This is a genomic window from Clostridium sp. E02, assembly GCF_003833015.1.
Classification (GTDB): Bacteria; Bacillota; Clostridia; order Lachnospirales; family Lachnospiraceae; genus Lacrimispora.
In genome coordinates this window covers 52,650-68,959 of sequence record NZ_RJLQ01000012.1, presented here as the reverse complement: position 1 = coordinate 68,959, position 16,310 = coordinate 52,650, and the positions used below count along the sequence as shown (strand labels likewise).

The window sequence follows — 16,310 nt, the reverse complement described above, 5'->3', positions numbered from 1 at the left end:
GAAGAAAGAATAAAAAAAGAAAAGAGAACCTAAAAATTACAGTGGCCGACAAGTCACCTCATTTCAGATTCTCTGATTCTTGTTTATTTTCCTTCGTAAGTAATTAAGGACTCGACATCATATCCGGAAAGTTTCTCTCTTCCTTTTAATCCTGCCAGTTCCATGATAAAACAGATTTTTACCACTTCTCCGCCAAGTTCTTCAATCAGCTTAATAATCGCTTCAATAGTACCGCCTGTAGCGATAAGATCATCAATGATCACGACTTTCTGACCCGGTCGGATAGAATCTTTGTGGATCTCTACTGTAGCTTTCCCATACTCCAGAGCATAATCTGCGGAAAGTACTTCTCTTGGTAGTTTCCCCTTCTTACGAACTGGTATAAACCCTTTATGCTCTGCATAGGCTACGGGAACACCAAAAATAAAGCCCCTGGATTCTGGTCCAATCACCGAATCGTATTCCACTCCCTCTAACATCTGACGAACTCCGTCAACAGCTATGGTAAGCCCATCCGGATCTTCCAGAATTGTAGTCACATCACGGAAAATAATCCCCTCTTCCGGAAAATCCAGAATACTTGTGACATAATCCTCAAGTTTTTTCATTTTTTATACCTCTTAGATTTAATATTAATGCTGCCAAAATAACCAACTTACCCATTATAACGCAAAGATCGAGTCCAGGCAAACACTGTTTTTAATTTATAATATGATTGCCTTCTGTCAGATACACAAAAAAACATAAAAATAACCAGTAATTACCCTCTGGGATGTGCTTCCGAGTAAATACTACGTACCGTCTCTTTTCTGGTATAATTCATATACATCTGCGTGGTTGCCATGTCCGAATGTCCCAGCATCGCCTGTACCGCATGTATATCTGCTCCATTCCGAAGCAGGTGAGCTGCAAAAGAATGACGAAGCGTATGAGGGGTAATGTCTGCATCAATCCCAGCCTTCGCTCCGTAAAATTTAATGATCTTCCAAAACCCCTGACGGCTCATGGGTTTGCCGTTACAATTCGTAAACAGCCATTCCTGTTCCTGATTTTTAAGAAGAACTTCTCTTCCTCGTTCCAGATAAGCAGACAAAGAAAGCTTGGCCACTTTGCCAAAGGGAATCATCCGTTCTTTGTGTTCATCCCGACAGGTGATGTATCCCACACTAAGGTTTAAATCTTCTTTTTTTAAATGAATCAGCTCTGAAACCCGGATTCCGGTCCCGTATAATAATTCTAGCATGGCACGGTCTCTAAGCTCTTTTGCAGAATCCCCATCTGGCTGACTAAGCAGACAATTCACTTCATCTACGGTCAATATAGTAGGGGCTTTTTTCTCTACTTTAGGAGCTTTTAAAAGTTCCGCAGGATCTTTACGGATCTTTCCTTCCGAGCATACATAATGAAAAAACGCTTTCATCGATGCCAAACAACGTGATATAGTCGTGGTTGCCCTTCCTTCCTTTTCCAGATACAGGATATAAGAATTTAAACTTGTCCTTGTTACCTTGTCCACTTCCATAATCCCCTGCTGTCCCAAATAGGAAGCCAGCTGCATCAAATCTCTATGATAAGACACCTCCGTATTTTTTGAGGTTTTTTTTACCTCCCTCAAATAAATGATAAAACAATCAATCTCTGCAACCATATCTATATCCCCTAACCTTCCGGTATCAAAAATGCCCTTAAAATAAGGCTTCTTCCTAACATTATATAGACTCTTTTCGATAAAATCAAACACATTTTTCCTGCCAATTTAATCCGTTCCAGCTACTTTACATAAAATATACCATATCTTGGTTGAATGTAGCGTTGTTTCGCAAGATATGGTAAAGTGGGGCAATAATTTTTTCTGTTTATTTTTTTGATTCTTTACATTTTAAAAGACAATTTTCAAAAAATATGGATTCATCCATGCCTCAGCCATGCTCCCTGCGACGGTCAAGACCACAAGAATAAAGAATGGTAAAACCGGAAACCGTTTCTCTTTTTGCGTTCCCCAGAACAATAAAAGGACCAAAGCAGGCAGGTAACAAAGGCATTGTGGAAAGACTGTTAGAATAAAAACAGGGAGTCCCATCAGCCCTTTTTGGACTGTAATTAAAGAGAGCACAAACCCCATAGAAAATCCAATGGAGGCCGTAAGGATGCAAAAAAGAGGAACCGCATATGCCGTCAAACCAATCAGCCATGCAACAAAAACTTGAATCCCTCTCTGCCTTAAAACCTGACCAAAAAGTCTTCCTTTTTGTTCCTGACTAAGTGTAGCATTTTGATCTAACAATCCAAGATAATAGGTAGCTTGATTTATAAAAGATGGATACCAGAAATTTGCCAGAACCGTACCAACTGCCAAACCTGCAAAAAAGAAGAAAAGATACCTGTCCTGAACGTTCCCTTTTCCCGTTTGCCACTGAAATCCTTTCAACCCTTGACTTCGAATACTGGCCATTAAAAATCCCCTTCCTGGTCTTGTCACAATTTATGCCAGAAAAGGGGTTTTTATTCGGTTCCAATCCGAGTTTTAATCTCGGTTTAATTTTCTTGCGTATGCAAAAATCGCTGCAATGGTTTTCCCGTCCGTAATTTTCCCTTGATAAATGTAATCTTCCAAATCCGAAAGGGTCCACGCTTCTACTTCAATGAATTCATCTTCATCTAAATTTTGTTTGGAAGGTTTTAGATCTCTTGCCACGTATATATCAATCTTTTCATCGCAAAATGCCACCGTAGTATTGACACAGATCAAAAATTCCATCTTTGATTGTTCCGTTTTAAATCCGGTTTCTTCTTCCAATTCTCTCTGCGCACAGTCGATGGTTGATTCTTCCAGTGAATCCAGTCCCCCTGCAGGGATTTCAAGGGTATACCGGTCCATTGCGTTCCGGTATTGACGTACCATAAGGATTTTTCCTTCTTCCGTTACTGGTACTACGGCCGCAGCCCCATTATGATGAATAAAATCCCAATGAGCCAGATGTCCGTTTGCATCTACGGTATCCTGATATATCTTTAAAATACTGCCCTCATACTGTAACGTTCTATTTAATCGTTTCACCGGCTGGTTTTTCATCTGTTTTCCTCCATTCTTATAGGTTCTCACATTTTTGATAACAGGCATCCGCTGCTTTCATTATGGCATTGCGAAATCCATATTCTTCAAGTGCGGCAACGCCAGCGATGGTCGTTCCCCCCGGGGAACAGACCTTGTCCTTTAATGCTCCCGGGTGCTCCCCTGTCTCCATCACCATCTTAGCACTTCCATATACCGCCTGGGCCGCCATCTCATAAGCAGTCTCTCTTGGCAGTCCGTATTTCACTCCGCTATCCGCCAGTGCTTCAATAAAAAGATAGACAAAAGCGGGGGAACTTCCACTGACACAAACCACCCCATTCATCAACCGTTCTTCCACCAGTTTCATCTTTCCAAGAGAGGTAAAAATCTGTTCAATGATCCTTCCCTCATCTGGAGTGAATGAGGTTTCGTCATAGCAAACCCCTGTCATTCCTTCTCCCAAAAGAGCCGGGGTGTTTGGCATTGCACGTACCACCCGAACTTCTTTCCCAAACTTATCCTTTAACTGTGTGGTTGTAATTCCTGGTGCGATTGAAATGAGGACATGATCTTTTGTTACCACCTCTTTTATCTCCGAAATTACCGAATCCAAGTACTGCGGTTTAACTGCTAAAACGATGTATTTGGCCTGTTTGGTACATTCCTGATTGCTCTCAACAAACGGCAGCCCAGTCTCTATATGAACCTTTTTGCACAAGTCTTTTGATTTATCTGTAAAAACAATGTCTTCTTTTTTATAAGATTTTAATAAACCTTTCCCGATTGCAAGTCCCATATTCCCGATTCCAATCAATCCTATCGCAGCCATATAATGTCCTCCTTCTATTCTTCAAAAAAACAATTAGCATCATTCTAACACCATTTTAACAAATGTCAATGCAAAGAATCCACAGATTTTTAAATTTAGTATGTCAACCGTTTTTGAAAATGTCCCGAAAAAGTTTTAACATAAGCACCAGTTTTCTGGTGCTTGATTTAACCAGGTACTATTAGTTTTTGGGTAACTTTAATAAAACTACAGTTACCTGCTTGTAAATTAGGCTATTTCTTTTCTGTGTCGTTGTCCTTTTGCATATTTTTCAAATGATGCCTGCCTCCATGGATGGTTCATAGGAGGTATGTATTTCTTTTTTGGGACTGCCGGAATGGTCGCTAAATCAAATGCCTTTGAAGATGGCTTGTGTTCCGGAAGTAACTCAAGTGCATAAACCTGCTCACCAATACAACTGAAGAGTTCACCGTTGAATGATCTAATTACCATTGCTGTGGTGCCCTGTAGGGACGCATCCATTTGAAGCATTTCACCGAAATACGTACATCTGGGGTGCCTTGGATGGGAATCCTCAAGATCCATGATGGAACTTTGAATAATAGCTGCTTTCTTTTTGGACTTAGTCCTTGATTGGATAGCCTTTAATGCTTTCTTTACCGCTTTCTTTGATGAGCGGTTTGCTTTAGGAGAAAGGATATATTCCTTTCTAAGAATAGAAGTAATGGCACTGACAGATACACTGATATGTTCTCTTTCTTTGAGAAGTTCAGAGTAATGGGTCAGATTGCAGTCACTGTACTTGGTACGATATAAGTCCAGGATTAACTGTTTGGTATCTGTAGGAAGGGTAATGGCCGGCTGTCGCCCGCGGTTACCATGAATAAAGAAAGACTTACCTTGTTCTTGATAGCCCTTTATTAAGCGATTGATGTGTCGATCTGAACAACCTATTTTAAGCGCAGCTGTTTTTTTATTGCCATTTGTGTCTACGAGTTTTTTAATGACCTCGTACTTTTGGTTTTCATCCATTGTTAGTAATACCTTTCTGATTGTGTCCACCTCATTTCTAAGTCATGAGGTTCTATTATAATATATGAACTACTAATTGGGACATAATCATTTGTGATACACTAGGACATTATCATAAATGAATCATAAGAATCCACAGATTTTTAAATTTAGTATTGACATTTTAAATTTAATCTCATATACTGTAGCAAAGCAAAGTGTAAAACTGTTGAGCAGGAGTAAGTAAGAACACACGATCATGCACAGAGAGTTTCCGGTTGGTGAGAGGAAACGTTGATATCTGATCTGAATGGATCTGCGAGGGCGGCTTGAAACCAGTATGGATACTGGAAGTAGATGTCGACGGGTTTCCTATCCGTTATCAAGGGGAGGCACATGTTCGTGTGCTAAAAGTGGGAGAAGTCTATCTTCTCTAATCAGGGTGGTACCGCGGAGCGTGTAACGATAAGCTTCCGTCCCTTATTCCAGGAAAACTGGGTAAGGGGCGGGAGCTTTTTTTATTCATAAAAGAAAGGAGTCTATGGCTATGAGTTTAATTCCGGAATGCAAAGAGATAGAAGCACTGGCTGCTTCCTACTCCGTAATCCCGATCTGCAAACAGATATTTGCAGACAATGTTACCCCTATTACTCTGCTTCGTAGAATCGGAGCATTGAGCAAACAGTATTATCTGCTAGAAAGCATTGAGGGCGGAGAAACCTGGGGACGCTATTCCTTCCTGGGCTTTGATCCCATTCTTAAAGTCAGCGCAAACAATCACAAGGTAACGGTTAAAAATTTTGAAACAACTGACAACGTCCAAACAGAAACGATCTTAAAAACGGATTCTCCCTATGATGTGCTGCGGGATATCCTAACGGATTATAAGTCTCCCAAACTTCCTGGTCTTCCCCCTTTTACCGGAGGGTTCGTGGGGTATTTTGCCTATCGTATGATTGGTTATGCAGAGCCGAAACTGTCGATTAAAAAAGGGGCATTAAACGATTTTGACCTCATGCTTTTTGATACCGTGATTGCCTATGACCACTTAAAACAAAGCATCAGCATCGTAGTAAATATGAAAACAGATCAAGTGATGGAAAATTATGGGGCTGCATGCGCCAAACTAGAACAAATCTCCCGTATGATCCACGAGGAAACACCTCTTGCCCCATCAAACGTCAAAAGCCGGACCGATTTTCAATGCAGTTTGTCCAAGGATGAATATTGCCAGATGGTAAAAAAAGCGAAAGAATACATCGGTAATGGTGATATTTTTCAGGCTGTCTTATCCAGAACCTTTACCACTCCCTGGACCGATAGTCTCTTAAATCCCTACCGGGTACTGCGGACCACCAACCCATCCCCTTACATGGTTTACCTTCATATGGATTCTCTGGAGATTATTAGTACCTCTCCAGAAACCCTGGTCCGGTTGGTTGACGGCAGACTGACTACGTTCCCGGTGGCCGGTTCCAGACCCAGAGGCAAAGATGCACAAGAGGACAAAAAACTGGAAGAAGAACTTCTATCTGACGAAAAGGAGCTTGCAGAGCACAATATGCTGGTGGATCTAGGAAGAAATGACTTAGGTAAAATATCAAACTTTTCCACCGTAGAAGTAACCGAATACAAGATGATCCACAAGTATTCCCGTATTATGCACATTTGCTCTCAAGTGGAAGGAAACATAAAACCGGACTGCGATGCCTTTTCTGCCATAGAAGCAGTCCTTCCAGCTGGTACGCTTTCTGGCGCCCCTAAAATCCGTGCATGTGAAATCATTGAAGAACTGGAACAAGAACCCAGAGGGATCTATGGTGGGGCCCTTGGATATATCGATTTTACTGGAAATATGGACACTTGCATTGCCATACGAATGGCGGTCAAATATGGGGAAGAGGTAACCGTACAGGCCGGTGGTGGTATTGTAGCTGACAGCGTACCCGACTTAGAATACGAGGAATCGGGACATAAGGCAAAGGCAGTAATTAAAGCCTTAGAGTCTGCCTGGGAGGTGAATGACTGATGATTTTATTCATTGACAATTATGACAGCTTTACCTACAACCTGGTTCAGTATTTTGGTTCCATTGAACCAGATATTTATGTAATTCGAAACGACGCCAAGACTTTGGAGGAAGTAAAAGCTCTTCAGCCTGATCAGATCATCCTCTCTCCTGGTCCTGGCTATCCAAAAGATGCTGGTATTTGTGAAGAAATAATTAAAACCCTTTCTCAAACCATTCCCACTCTGGGGGTATGCCTGGGACACCAGGGAATTTGTGAAGTGTTTGGGGCCAAAATTGTTCCAGCAAAAAAACGGATGCATGGGAAACAAAGCCAGATCACCATTGATCCAACCGATCCTATCTTTAATGGGCTTTTGCCAAACATTCTAGCTGCCAGATATCACTCCCTTGTAGCCGAGAAGGATTCCATTCCTGACTGTCTAACGATCATCGGAACAGACGACACCGGAGAAATCATGGCAGTCAGACATAAAGACTTTCCCATCTATGGGCTTCAGTTTCACCCTGAATCCATTCTGACACCGGATGGCATGACCATATTGACCAATTTTTTATCCATTAAGTAAAGGAGGAACAGCTATGATTCAAAAGGCAATCCATGAAGTTATCACAGGGCAGAATCTAAGTTATGACGCAGCCAAGGAAGTCATGAATGAAATCATGAATGGAGAAACGACGCCTGCCCAGATGGCGGCTTTTTTAACCGGACTCCGTATGAAAGGAGAATCCATTGATGAAATCACCGCATGTGCATCTGTGATGAGAGAAAAAGCTATGAAACTGAAACCTGACTTTCCTGTCATTGACATCGTAGGAACCGGTGGGGATGAAGCAGGCACCTTTAATATCTCCACCACCAGTGCCTTTGTAGTCGCTTCCGGCAAAGTACCTGTCGCCAAGCATGGAAACCGAAGCGTTTCCAGCAAAAGTGGGGCAGCCGATGTATTAGAGCATCTGGGAGTGAAGTTAGATTTAACGGCAGAACAATCTGGGATTGTATTAAAAGAAACCGGCATGTGTTTCCTTTTTGCCCAGGCATACCATAGTTCTATGAAATACGCCGCTCCTGTCCGAAAAGAGCTGGGCATACGGACTATTTTTAATATTCTAGGTCCCCTTTCTAACCCAGCCGGTGCTACCATGCAGTTATTAGGAGTCTACGACCGAAAGCTGGTGGAACCTCTTGCTCAGGTACTAAGTAACCTTGGTGTAACGCGAGGACTGGTGGTGTGCGGAGCCGACGGACTAGACGAAGCAACCGTTACCGGTCCCACCCATGTGTGTGAAATCCGCTTTGGAACGCTCACCCTATATGACATTACCCCAGAAGAGTTTGGTCTAAGCAGGTGCTCCCTGTCTGATCTAAAAGGGGGCACTCCAGAGGAAAATGCAACAATCACCAGAGACATCCTCACAGGAACCCTTCATGGACCAAAACGGGATATTGTTCTTTTAAATTCCGCACTGAGCCTATATCTTGGAATGGATAACTGCAGCATATTCGATTGTATCAAAAGGGCAGAAGATCTGATTGATTCTGGGAAAGCTTCTGCAAAATTAGATGAATTTGTTGCCGCAGTGAATGAGGTGGCTCTATGATCCTTGATACCCTTGCAGATGCTGCAAAAAAGCGAGTGGAAGTTTTAAAATCCAGAGTATCCTTTGAAGATATGGAAGCAATGGCTTACAAGACTTATGAGCTGTCAAGTAAGGGGGAAAAAGAGTTCCTCTTCGAGCAAACCATGGCATCTCCCTCTCTCTCCTTTCTCTGCGAGGTCAAACGGGCATCTCCATCAAAGGGACTCATTGCCGAAGACTTTCCTTACGTTGCCATTGGGAAAGAATACGAAGAAGCTGGTGCCGATGCCATCTCCGTATTGACGGAACCAGATTATTTTCTGGGAAAGGACGAATATCTAACGGAAATCAGCCAGTTTGTCAGCCTCCCTCTGCTTCGAAAAGATTTTACCGTAGATCCTTACCAGATCTATGAAGCAAAGGTCCTTGGAGCCTCTGCCGTACTACTAATCTGTGCCCTTTTAGATACCAACGAGATCCGAGAATGCATAAAGATCTGCGACCGCCTTTCCATGAGCGCTCTCGTGGAAGCTCACGACGAACAAGAGATTGACTCTGCGCTAGAAGCAGGAGCCAGGCTCATTGGCGTTAACAATCGCAATTTAAAGACATTTACCGTGGATCTGCAAAATTCCATCCGGCTACGTAACCGAGTTCCCCGGAATATTCCTTTTATAGCCGAAAGCGGAATTAAGACTCCAGATGATATTCGGCTCTTGTCTCAAGCCGGAGTAAACGGTGTCTTAATCGGGGAAAGCCTGATGCGTTCTCCAGACAAAAAACGGATCATTCGTTCCTTTCAGGAGGCTTTATGAGAATTAATAAAACAAAACGAATCAAAATCTGTGGTCTGACTTGTAAAGAAGACATTGAGGCAGTAAATCTATGGAAACCGGATTACGCAGGATTTGTATTTGCCCCAGGGAAACGACAGGTAAACGCTGAACAAGCAATGGAATTAAGTCAGCTTATCCATGGAGGCATTCCAGTTGTAGGTGTCTTTGTTCATAACCCGATTCCGGAGATTGTATCTTTGGTTGACAAAAAGATCATAACAATGATCCAGCTCCACGGGGACGAAGATCGCACTTATATAGAAAATTTAAGACAACGTCTTCCCTCTTATATCCCTGTGATAAAAGCTATACGGGTAAGAAAAAAAGAAGACATCTTACAGAGTGAAACCCTTCCTGTGGATTATCTTTTATTTGATTCTTATGTAAAGGATGTCAAGGGAGGGACTGGAATCTCCTTTGACTGGGATTTCATCCCTCTCGTTCAAAAACCCTGGTTCTTAGCAGGAGGCATCAACCAGGCAAATCTTTTAAAAGCCATGAAAACAGATGCGTTCTGTCTGGATGTGAGCAGTTCTGTGGAAACAAATGGAAAAAAAGACTCGGAAAAGATCAAAGAAATCATACGAAGAATAAGGAGTGAATCAATATGTCAAAAGGAAGATTTGGACAACACGGAGGACAATTTATCCCCGAAACCCTGATGAATGCAGTCAACGAACTGGAACTGGCATATGAAACGTACCGCCAGGACGAAACATTTCAAAAAGAACTTATGACCCTCCATGAAACGTATACCGGAAGACCTTCTCTGCTTTATTATGCCAAACAGATGACGGAGGACTTAAATGGTGCCAAAATTTATTTAAAGCGAGAAGATTTAAACCACACTGGATCTCATAAGATTAACAATGCACTGGGTCAGGTTCTTCTTGCCAAACGCATGGGGAAAACAAGAGTAATTGCAGAAACCGGAGCAGGCCAGCACGGAGTCGCAACTGCCACTGCCGCTGCTCTTATGAATATGGAGTGTGAAATCTATATGGGGAAGGAAGACACAGAGCGTCAGGCTCTAAATGTCTTTCGAATGGAACTATTAGGTGCTAAAGTTCATCCGGTAACCAGTGGAACGCAGACGTTAAAAGATGCGGTAAACGAAACCATGCGGGAATGGACCAACCGGGTTAAAGACACCCATTATGTCCTTGGATCCGTTATGGGGCCTCACCCCTTCCCTACGATTGTCCGTGATTTTCAGAGTATCATTGGCAAAGAAGTTCGTACACAGATCCAGAAAGTGGAAGGAAAGCTGCCAGATCTTCTCCTCGCCTGTGTGGGAGGTGGAAGCAATGCCATGGGTTTGTTTTATGAATTTATACATGATACGTCTGTGAAACTAGTGGGATGCGAAGCAGCCGGACACGGAATTCACACAGACAAAAATGCCGCCACTATATCCAATGGAACGCTTGGAATTTTTCATGGAATGAAATCTTATTTCTGTCAGGATGAATACGGTCAGATCGCACCGGTATACTCCATCTCTGCCGGACTTGACTATCCTGGAATCGGACCGGAACACGCGGCGCTTTTTGATTCCAAACGGGCGGACTATGTACCAGTAACCGATCAAGAAGCGGTGGAAGGGTTTGAGTATTTGTCCCGCATGGAAGGAATCATTCCTGCCATTGAAAGCGCTCATGCAATTGCGTATGCAATGAAAGCGGCAAAAGAGATGAGTAAAGATCAAATCATTGTCATTAATTTATCCGGGCGGGGAGACAAAGACGTGGCAGCAATTGCACGATATAAGGGGGTTGACATCTATGAATAGAATCAGTCAAGTATTTGCAAACGGGAAGGCGTTTATCCCATTTATTACGGCTGGGGATCCTGATCTTTCCATTACAGAACAGCTGGTTCCTGCCATGGCAGAAGCGGGTGCAGATATCATTGAGATCGGGATTCCATTTTCCGATCCAGTGGCAGAAGGTTCTGTCATTCAAGAGGCGGATCAACGGGCACTTCTTATGGGCACAACAACGGATAAGATTTTTGAATCCATCAAACGCATTCGGGAAAAAACCGATGTTCCTCTTGCCTTTATGACTTATATGAATCCTGTGTTTGTATATGGAAGCCAGCGCTTTATCGAGAAAATGGCAGAATGCGGCATGGATGCCCTTATTGTTCCAGATCTTCCTTATGAGGAAAAAGACGAACTTTTGCCTATCTGCCACAAGTACAAAATCCAGTTAATTTCTCTAATCGCCCCTACCTCAAGCGATCGAATCCACACCATTGCCGCTGAGGCGGAAGGATTTGTCTACTGTGTATCTTCCATGGGAGTAACCGGAGTCAGAAATGAAATCACCACCGACATTGGAGAGATGGTTTCCTGCGTAAAAGAAGTAAGCGACATCCCCTGTGCCATTGGTTTTGGGATCTCCACCCCGGAACAGGCAAAGGAACTCAGTCAGAAAGCAGATGGTATCATCGTCGGCAGTGCCATAGTAAAAATAGCTGCCAAATATGGACATGAATGCATCCCACCGATCTGCGATTATATTCGGAATATGAAGGCTGCTATCGTTCGTTGATCGGTAAAATTCCTTGACAGTCCTAAATTCCAGTGCTACACTTATGCCACAAGAGGGAGCTCGTAGGCGGGCTGAGAGGAAGGAATCAAACTTCGACCTTTATAACCTGATTTGGGTAATGCCAACGTAGGGATTCATATGAGCGGAAGTTTTTTTATGAGCCTGTACCTGTTGGTACTGGCTCTTTTTTGTATGACAAATCATTCCCAATGAATCAACATGCAAGCCCACACGTGATCAGGCAATCATGAGGAGGATACACAATGAATTACACAACACAAATGGATGCCGCAAGAAAAGGAATCCGGACAAAGGAAATGGAACTAGTTGCAAAAAAAGAAGGCTGGGATGTGGAAAAACTGATGGAGCAAATGGCAAAAGGTACCATTGTCATTCCGGCGAACAAACAGCACACTTGTTTAAGTCCCAATGGCATTGGCTCCATGCTAAAGACAAAGATTAATGTCAATCTTGGAACTTCCAGAGACTTAAATGATATGGAAATGGAACTTAATAAAGTAAACGATGCCGTTTTAATGGGTGCAGAATCCATTATGGATTTAAGTTCCTTTGGGGATACCCAGAAATTCAGAAGGAAGCTGACCGAGGAATGCCCTGCTATGATTGGGACTGTTCCAATCTATGATGCCGTTGTTTATTATCATAAACCTTTGAAAGAAATCACATCCGAAGAATGGATTCAGATTGTGGAAATGCACGCCAAAGACGGAGTGGATTTTATGACCATACACGTTGGGATCAACAAACAAACGGCCCATCGATTCAAAGAAGCCAAACGTCTGACTAACATCGTATCGAGAGGAGGGTCAATCATCTTTGCCTGGATGGAGATGACTGGAAATGAAAATCCTTTTTATGAAAACTTTGACCGAATCCTTACAATCTGTCAGGAATATGATGTCACGTTAAGTCTTGGCGATGCCTGCCGTCCTGGCTGTATATCAGATGCTTCCGATATTTCTCAAATCGAAGAGCTTGTTACATTAAGCGAACTGACTCGCCGTGCCTGGGAAAAAGACGTACAAGTCATCATCGAAGGCCCTGGACATATGCCTCTTGACCAAATTGCTGCAAATATGAAAATCCAGCAAACACTTTGTAATGGTGCTCCTTTTTATGTTTTAGGTCCACTGGTTACCGATATTGCCCCTGGATATGATCATATCACTTCTGCCATCGGCGGTGCTGTTGCTGCGGCGGCGGGTGCTTCCTTTTTGTGTTACGTTACACCTGCGGAGCATTTAAGGTTACCAGATTCTAATGATGTAAAGGAAGGGATCATTGCAACAAAGATTGCTGCTCATGCCGCTGACATAGCAAAAGGCATTCCCAATGCAAAAGAATGGGACCGGGACATGAGTGAAGCGAGAAAGCGACTGGACTGGGAATCCATGTTTCAACTTGCCATTGACCCAGAAAAAGCCAGACGGTACCGGGCATCCTCTCAACCGGAAAAGGAAGATACCTGTTCTATGTGCGGTAATTTCTGTGCAGTAAAAAACATGAACCGGATACTCGATGGGCAAATTGTCAATATCTACGAAGAATAAAAAAAGGAGTGCAACTATGTTACACGTATCTGAACAAGTGAAAAGCATCCATCTTCGGAAGCTGACAGCAGGAAGTCTCCTTGTAGCACTTACCGTATCCCTTTCCGGTTTTTCCATACCCGTAGGTGCTTCAAAATGCTTTCCCATACAGCATTTAATCAACATTCTGGCTGCTGTGTTTTTGGGACCAATTTATGGTGTCTCTATGGCTTTTGCTTCTTCTTTGATCCGGAATCTTTTGGGAACAGGCAGTCTCCTTGCCTTTCCGGGCAGTATGGCCGGCGCCTTTCTAGGTGCCTGGTTCTATAAAAAATCAGGAAAATTAGTTTTTGCATACCTGGGTGAAATCATAGGAACCGGGATAATTGGAGCTTTGCTCTCCTTTCCAGCTGCTGCCCTATTTATGGGCAAAGAAGTGGCCGTCTTTTTCTATGTGATTCCATTTTTAATCAGTACCACAGGTGGAACGATTTTAGGGGGCCTTTTCCTTGGCATGCTGAGGCAGATGAATTTATTTACCTACATAACCAGATTAATAAATGAATAGGAGGTATCATATATGAATCCGTCAAGAACACCTCTAATCCACTGTATCACCAATTATGTGACCGCTTGTGACGTTGCCAATACGATATTGGCAGTAGGCGGTTCTCCGATTATGGCAGACCACCCCGAGGAAGCGGCTGTGATCACCTCCCGCTCCGATGGCCTTCTCTTAAATATGGGGACTCCAAATCAGTCTACAAAAGCCGTCATGATACAGACGGGGAAAAAAGCCAACCAAATCGGAATCCCCGTTCTCTTTGATCCAGTTGGCATATCAGTCTCTCCTCTTCGGACCAAATTGGCACTTTCTTTGATTCGTGACGTGAAGATGACTTTGATTCGAGGAAATGCCTCTGAGCTGAAAGCGCTTCTAAGACTTCTCACTGAAGATGGGGAAACATCTCCCACCGCTTCCCAAAAGCATCAGGGAGTTGATGTCTCCGTTCATGACCGGATCAGTTCACAGACGATTGATGCCTATTTAGAAACAACCAAAGCTTTGAGTGCCATGACAGGAGCCGTTGTGGTTATGACTGGAAGCATTGATATCATTTCTACTTGGAAAGAATCCAGACTGGTCTATAATGGCTGTTCGCAGATGTCACAGATCACAGGCAGCGGATGTATGCTAGATGGGGCACTGACCGTTACTGCTGCAAAAATAGCCTCTTCCCACTCATCCGAAGACGCCCAAAAGGAGTTAATGGAAGCCACCGCATACACCGTCTCTCGATACGGTTTATGTGGGGAACAGGCGGCAAAAAAAATGAAAGAAAATGATCTTGGAACTGGGAGTTTTCGTTGCTATTTTCTCGACGCACTTAGCCAGGGAGAAGAGGCTCATTTTCAGAGGGGAGCGCTTAAAATTGAAATTTCATGAAGACATGCTTTTGCTTTATGCTGTAACAGATCCTGCATATGGGGATGGGGTGAATTTCCTGACTCAGATCGAAGAAGCCCTGAAGGGGGGAGCCACCCTCTTGCAGCTTCGGGAAAAAGATTTACCCAAAGAAGCTTTTTTAAAGAAGGCATTTGAAGTACAGGCACTCGCCAGACGGTATCAGATTCCCTTGCTCATTAACGACCGGGTGGATATTGCGCTCCAGTGCAACGCTGACGGTGTACACGTAGGGCAAAGTGATACAAGCGCTTCCGATGCACGCCGCCTTCTGGAACCGGGAAAAATTCTTGGTGTTACTGCCAAAACAGTTGAGCAAGCAAAAAAAGCCTATTTGGCTGGTGCTGATTATATCGGATCTGGTGCCGTATATCAAAGTTCTACCAAACAGGATGCCGGTCTCATCAGTAAGAAAGAACTGACAGATATCTGTCAGTGTGTTCCCATTCCAGTAACTGCAATCGGTGGGATTACGACGGAGAATATTGTTGGTTTAAAAGGAACGGGAGTAAAAGGGGCCGCTGTAATCTCTGGTCTTTTCGCACAAACGGATATCAGAAAAACCGCCCATACTTTAAAAGAACAGATGAAAGAGGTGGTGACCTCATGAGTCTGATTCTCCCCTCTGTGTTAACCATCGCAGGTTCTGATTCCAGCGGCGGTGCTGGAATACAAGCAGATTTAAAGACCATTGAGGCACTGGGTCTCTACGGCAGCAGTGTCATCACTACCCTCACTGCCCAAAATACAACCAAAGTCTATCTAACTGAAACCGTCAGCCAGGATATGCTTTGTTCCCAGCTTGATGCGGTCTTTTCAGACATTATGCCGCAAGCTATAAAGATTGGTATGGTTGGAAATGTTTCTTCGATACAAATCATCACGAAAACACTTACCAGATACAACCAAATCCCAACCGTCCTTGATCCCGTCATGGTTTCCACCAGTGGTTGCAGTCTGTTGAAATCGTCTGCCGTCACAGAACTGACCGCTAAACTATTTCCTCTTGTTACTTTAATTACCCCCAATCTTCCTGAGGCAGAGGTTTTGTTATCCACAAAATCTGGTTTGATCTCCACACATTCCCAGATGGAGGAAGCCGTTTGGGATCTATCCAAGAAATACGGGTCATCTTTCCTTTTAAAAGGCGGTCACAGCAAGCAGGGAGCCAGTGATGTTTTATGCCATCAGGGCAAAGTGACCTGGTTTCCCAGCGAACCCGTTCCCACTATAAATACCCACGGAACCGGTTGTACGCTGTCCTCTGCCATTGCTTGTGGACTTGCAAAAGGCTTAAATCTGGAGGAAAGTATTAAAATAGCAAAAGAATATCTAACCGGAGCACTCCGCGCAGATTTAAACATGGGGAAAGGAAACGGACCTCTTTGGCATGGTTATAAATCATTTTCTGGTTGAAACCTCATCGTAACCATTT

At 43.4% G+C, this 16,310-nt stretch carries 18 protein-coding genes, 1 riboswitch and 1 other annotated feature; of the genes, 12 read left to right on the top strand and 6 right to left on the bottom strand.

Annotation, left to right across the window (positions count from 1 at the left end; all coding sequences use genetic code 11):
• Positions 1–83: 83 nt before the first annotated feature.
• From EFT72_RS10570 to EFT72_RS10545, 6 genes are all read right to left on the bottom strand, one after another.
• A complete protein-coding gene (locus tag EFT72_RS10570; protein WP_124066876.1) occupies positions 84–608 on the bottom strand; it encodes an adenine phosphoribosyltransferase in 525 nt (174 codons plus the stop codon).
• 152 nt (positions 609–760) lie between these two features.
• Entirely contained in the window at positions 761–1,648 is an 888-nt protein-coding gene (locus tag EFT72_RS10565) for a site-specific tyrosine recombinase (protein ID WP_124066875.1), read from the bottom strand.
• A gap of 231 nt (positions 1,649–1,879) precedes the next feature.
• Positions 1,880–2,452, bottom strand: a complete 573-nt coding sequence (locus EFT72_RS10560; protein WP_124066874.1) for a stage II sporulation protein M — start codon at positions 2,450–2,452, stop codon at positions 1,880–1,882.
• 72 nt (positions 2,453–2,524) lie between these two features.
• The gene (locus EFT72_RS10555) at positions 2,525–3,073 is read right to left on the bottom strand and encodes an NUDIX hydrolase (protein WP_124066873.1); all 549 of its coding nucleotides are present in this window, start codon (positions 3,071–3,073) and stop codon (positions 2,525–2,527) included.
• A gap of 16 nt (positions 3,074–3,089) precedes the next feature.
• Complete coding sequence (gene proC, locus EFT72_RS10550) at positions 3,090–3,884, bottom strand: pyrroline-5-carboxylate reductase (RefSeq protein ID WP_124066872.1); 795 nt, start codon at positions 3,882–3,884, stop codon at positions 3,090–3,092.
• 228 nt (positions 3,885–4,112) lie between these two features.
• Positions 4,113–4,877: a hypothetical protein gene (locus EFT72_RS10545; RefSeq protein WP_124066871.1), complete on the bottom strand. Its 765-nt coding sequence runs from the start codon at positions 4,875–4,877 to the stop codon at positions 4,113–4,115.
• Positions 4,878–5,076: 199 nt separating this feature from the next.
• Positions 5,077–5,340: a binding site (T-box leader), on the top strand.
• Between the two features lie 63 nt (positions 5,341–5,403).
• Here EFT72_RS10545 and EFT72_RS10540 point away from each other — a divergent pair.
• From EFT72_RS10540 to thiD, 12 genes are all read left to right on the top strand, one after another.
• On the top strand, positions 5,404–6,885 hold the full coding sequence (locus EFT72_RS10540) for an anthranilate synthase component I family protein (protein WP_124066870.1): 1,482 nt from the start codon (positions 5,404–5,406) through the stop codon (positions 6,883–6,885).
• The gene (locus EFT72_RS10535) at positions 6,885–7,454 is read left to right on the top strand and encodes an aminodeoxychorismate/anthranilate synthase component II (RefSeq protein ID WP_124066869.1); all 570 of its coding nucleotides are present in this window, start codon (positions 6,885–6,887) and stop codon (positions 7,452–7,454) included. Before EFT72_RS10540 ends, EFT72_RS10535 begins: the two co-directional genes overlap by 1 nt.
• Before the next feature lie 13 nt (positions 7,455–7,467).
• Complete coding sequence (gene trpD, locus EFT72_RS10530) at positions 7,468–8,487, top strand: anthranilate phosphoribosyltransferase (RefSeq protein WP_124066868.1); 1,020 nt, start codon at positions 7,468–7,470, stop codon at positions 8,485–8,487.
• The gene (gene trpC, locus EFT72_RS10525; protein ID WP_124066867.1) at positions 8,484–9,281 is read left to right on the top strand and encodes an indole-3-glycerol phosphate synthase TrpC; all 798 of its coding nucleotides are present in this window, start codon (positions 8,484–8,486) and stop codon (positions 9,279–9,281) included. The genes trpD and trpC overlap by 4 nt, the downstream gene beginning before the upstream one ends.
• Positions 9,278–9,964 carry a phosphoribosylanthranilate isomerase gene (locus EFT72_RS10520; RefSeq protein ID WP_164473131.1) on the top strand — a complete coding sequence of 229 codons (687 nt, stop codon included), beginning with the start codon at positions 9,278–9,280 and terminating at the stop codon, positions 9,962–9,964. The genes trpC and EFT72_RS10520 overlap by 4 nt, the downstream gene beginning before the upstream one ends.
• A complete protein-coding gene (gene trpB / locus EFT72_RS10515; protein WP_124066866.1) occupies positions 9,910–11,094 on the top strand; it encodes a tryptophan synthase subunit beta in 1,185 nt (394 codons plus the stop codon). Before EFT72_RS10520 ends, trpB begins: the two co-directional genes overlap by 55 nt.
• Positions 11,087–11,860, top strand: coding sequence for a tryptophan synthase subunit alpha (trpA, locus tag EFT72_RS10510; RefSeq protein WP_124066865.1), 774 nt, complete (start codon positions 11,087–11,089; stop codon positions 11,858–11,860). Before trpB ends, trpA begins: the two co-directional genes overlap by 8 nt.
• A gap of 42 nt (positions 11,861–11,902) precedes the next feature.
• Positions 11,903–12,011, top strand: a riboswitch (TPP riboswitch).
• Positions 12,012–12,123: 112 nt separating this feature from the next.
• Positions 12,124–13,431, top strand: coding sequence for a phosphomethylpyrimidine synthase ThiC (gene thiC / locus EFT72_RS10505; protein ID WP_124066864.1), 1,308 nt, complete (start codon positions 12,124–12,126; stop codon positions 13,429–13,431).
• A gap of 16 nt (positions 13,432–13,447) precedes the next feature.
• Positions 13,448–13,978, top strand: a complete 531-nt coding sequence (gene thiW, locus EFT72_RS10500; protein WP_206426638.1) for an energy coupling factor transporter S component ThiW — start codon at positions 13,448–13,450, stop codon at positions 13,976–13,978.
• A 12-nt stretch (positions 13,979–13,990) separates the two neighbouring features.
• The gene (locus EFT72_RS10495; protein WP_124066862.1) at positions 13,991–14,857 is read left to right on the top strand and encodes a hydroxyethylthiazole kinase; all 867 of its coding nucleotides are present in this window, start codon (positions 13,991–13,993) and stop codon (positions 14,855–14,857) included.
• Positions 14,844–15,485 carry a thiamine phosphate synthase gene (gene thiE, locus EFT72_RS10490; protein WP_347561875.1) on the top strand — a complete coding sequence of 214 codons (642 nt, stop codon included), beginning with the start codon at positions 14,844–14,846 and terminating at the stop codon, positions 15,483–15,485. Before EFT72_RS10495 ends, thiE begins: the two co-directional genes overlap by 14 nt.
• Entirely contained in the window at positions 15,482–16,291 is an 810-nt protein-coding gene (gene thiD / locus EFT72_RS10485; protein ID WP_124066861.1) for a bifunctional hydroxymethylpyrimidine kinase/phosphomethylpyrimidine kinase, read from the top strand. Before thiE ends, thiD begins: the two co-directional genes overlap by 4 nt.
• The last annotated feature ends 19 nt before the right edge of the window (positions 16,292–16,310 follow it).

Bases quoted from the DNA above. Each gene is read 5' to 3' on its own strand.
- EFT72_RS10570 (WP_124066876.1), bottom strand. From the start codon at position 608: ATGAAAAAACTTGAGGATTATGTCACAAGTATTCTGGATTTTCCGGAA.
- EFT72_RS10565 (WP_124066875.1), bottom strand. From the start codon at position 1,648: ATGGTTGCAGAGATTGATTGTTTTATCATTTATTTGAGGGAGGTAAAA.
- EFT72_RS10560 (WP_124066874.1), bottom strand. From the start codon at position 2,452: ATGGCCAGTATTCGAAGTCAAGGGTTGAAAGGATTTCAGTGGCAAACG.
- EFT72_RS10555 (WP_124066873.1), bottom strand. From the start codon at position 3,073: ATGAAAAACCAGCCGGTGAAACGATTAAATAGAACGTTACAGTATGAG.
- proC (WP_124066872.1), bottom strand. From the start codon at position 3,884: ATGGCTGCGATAGGATTGATTGGAATCGGGAATATGGGACTTGCAATC.
- EFT72_RS10545 (WP_124066871.1), bottom strand. From the start codon at position 4,877: ATGGATGAAAACCAAAAGTACGAGGTCATTAAAAAACTCGTAGACACA.
- EFT72_RS10540 (WP_124066870.1), top strand. From the start codon at position 5,404: ATGAGTTTAATTCCGGAATGCAAAGAGATAGAAGCACTGGCTGCTTCC.
- EFT72_RS10535 (WP_124066869.1), top strand. From the start codon at position 6,885: ATGATTTTATTCATTGACAATTATGACAGCTTTACCTACAACCTGGTT.
- trpD (WP_124066868.1), top strand. From the start codon at position 7,468: ATGATTCAAAAGGCAATCCATGAAGTTATCACAGGGCAGAATCTAAGT.
- trpC (WP_124066867.1), top strand. From the start codon at position 8,484: ATGATCCTTGATACCCTTGCAGATGCTGCAAAAAAGCGAGTGGAAGTT.
- EFT72_RS10520 (WP_164473131.1), top strand. From the start codon at position 9,278: ATGAGAATTAATAAAACAAAACGAATCAAAATCTGTGGTCTGACTTGT.
- trpB (WP_124066866.1), top strand. From the start codon at position 9,910: ATGTCAAAAGGAAGATTTGGACAACACGGAGGACAATTTATCCCCGAA.
- trpA (WP_124066865.1), top strand. From the start codon at position 11,087: ATGAATAGAATCAGTCAAGTATTTGCAAACGGGAAGGCGTTTATCCCA.
- thiC (WP_124066864.1), top strand. From the start codon at position 12,124: ATGAATTACACAACACAAATGGATGCCGCAAGAAAAGGAATCCGGACA.
- thiW (WP_206426638.1), top strand. From the start codon at position 13,448: ATGTTACACGTATCTGAACAAGTGAAAAGCATCCATCTTCGGAAGCTG.
- EFT72_RS10495 (WP_124066862.1), top strand. From the start codon at position 13,991: ATGAATCCGTCAAGAACACCTCTAATCCACTGTATCACCAATTATGTG.
- thiD (WP_124066861.1), top strand. From the start codon at position 15,482: ATGAGTCTGATTCTCCCCTCTGTGTTAACCATCGCAGGTTCTGATTCC.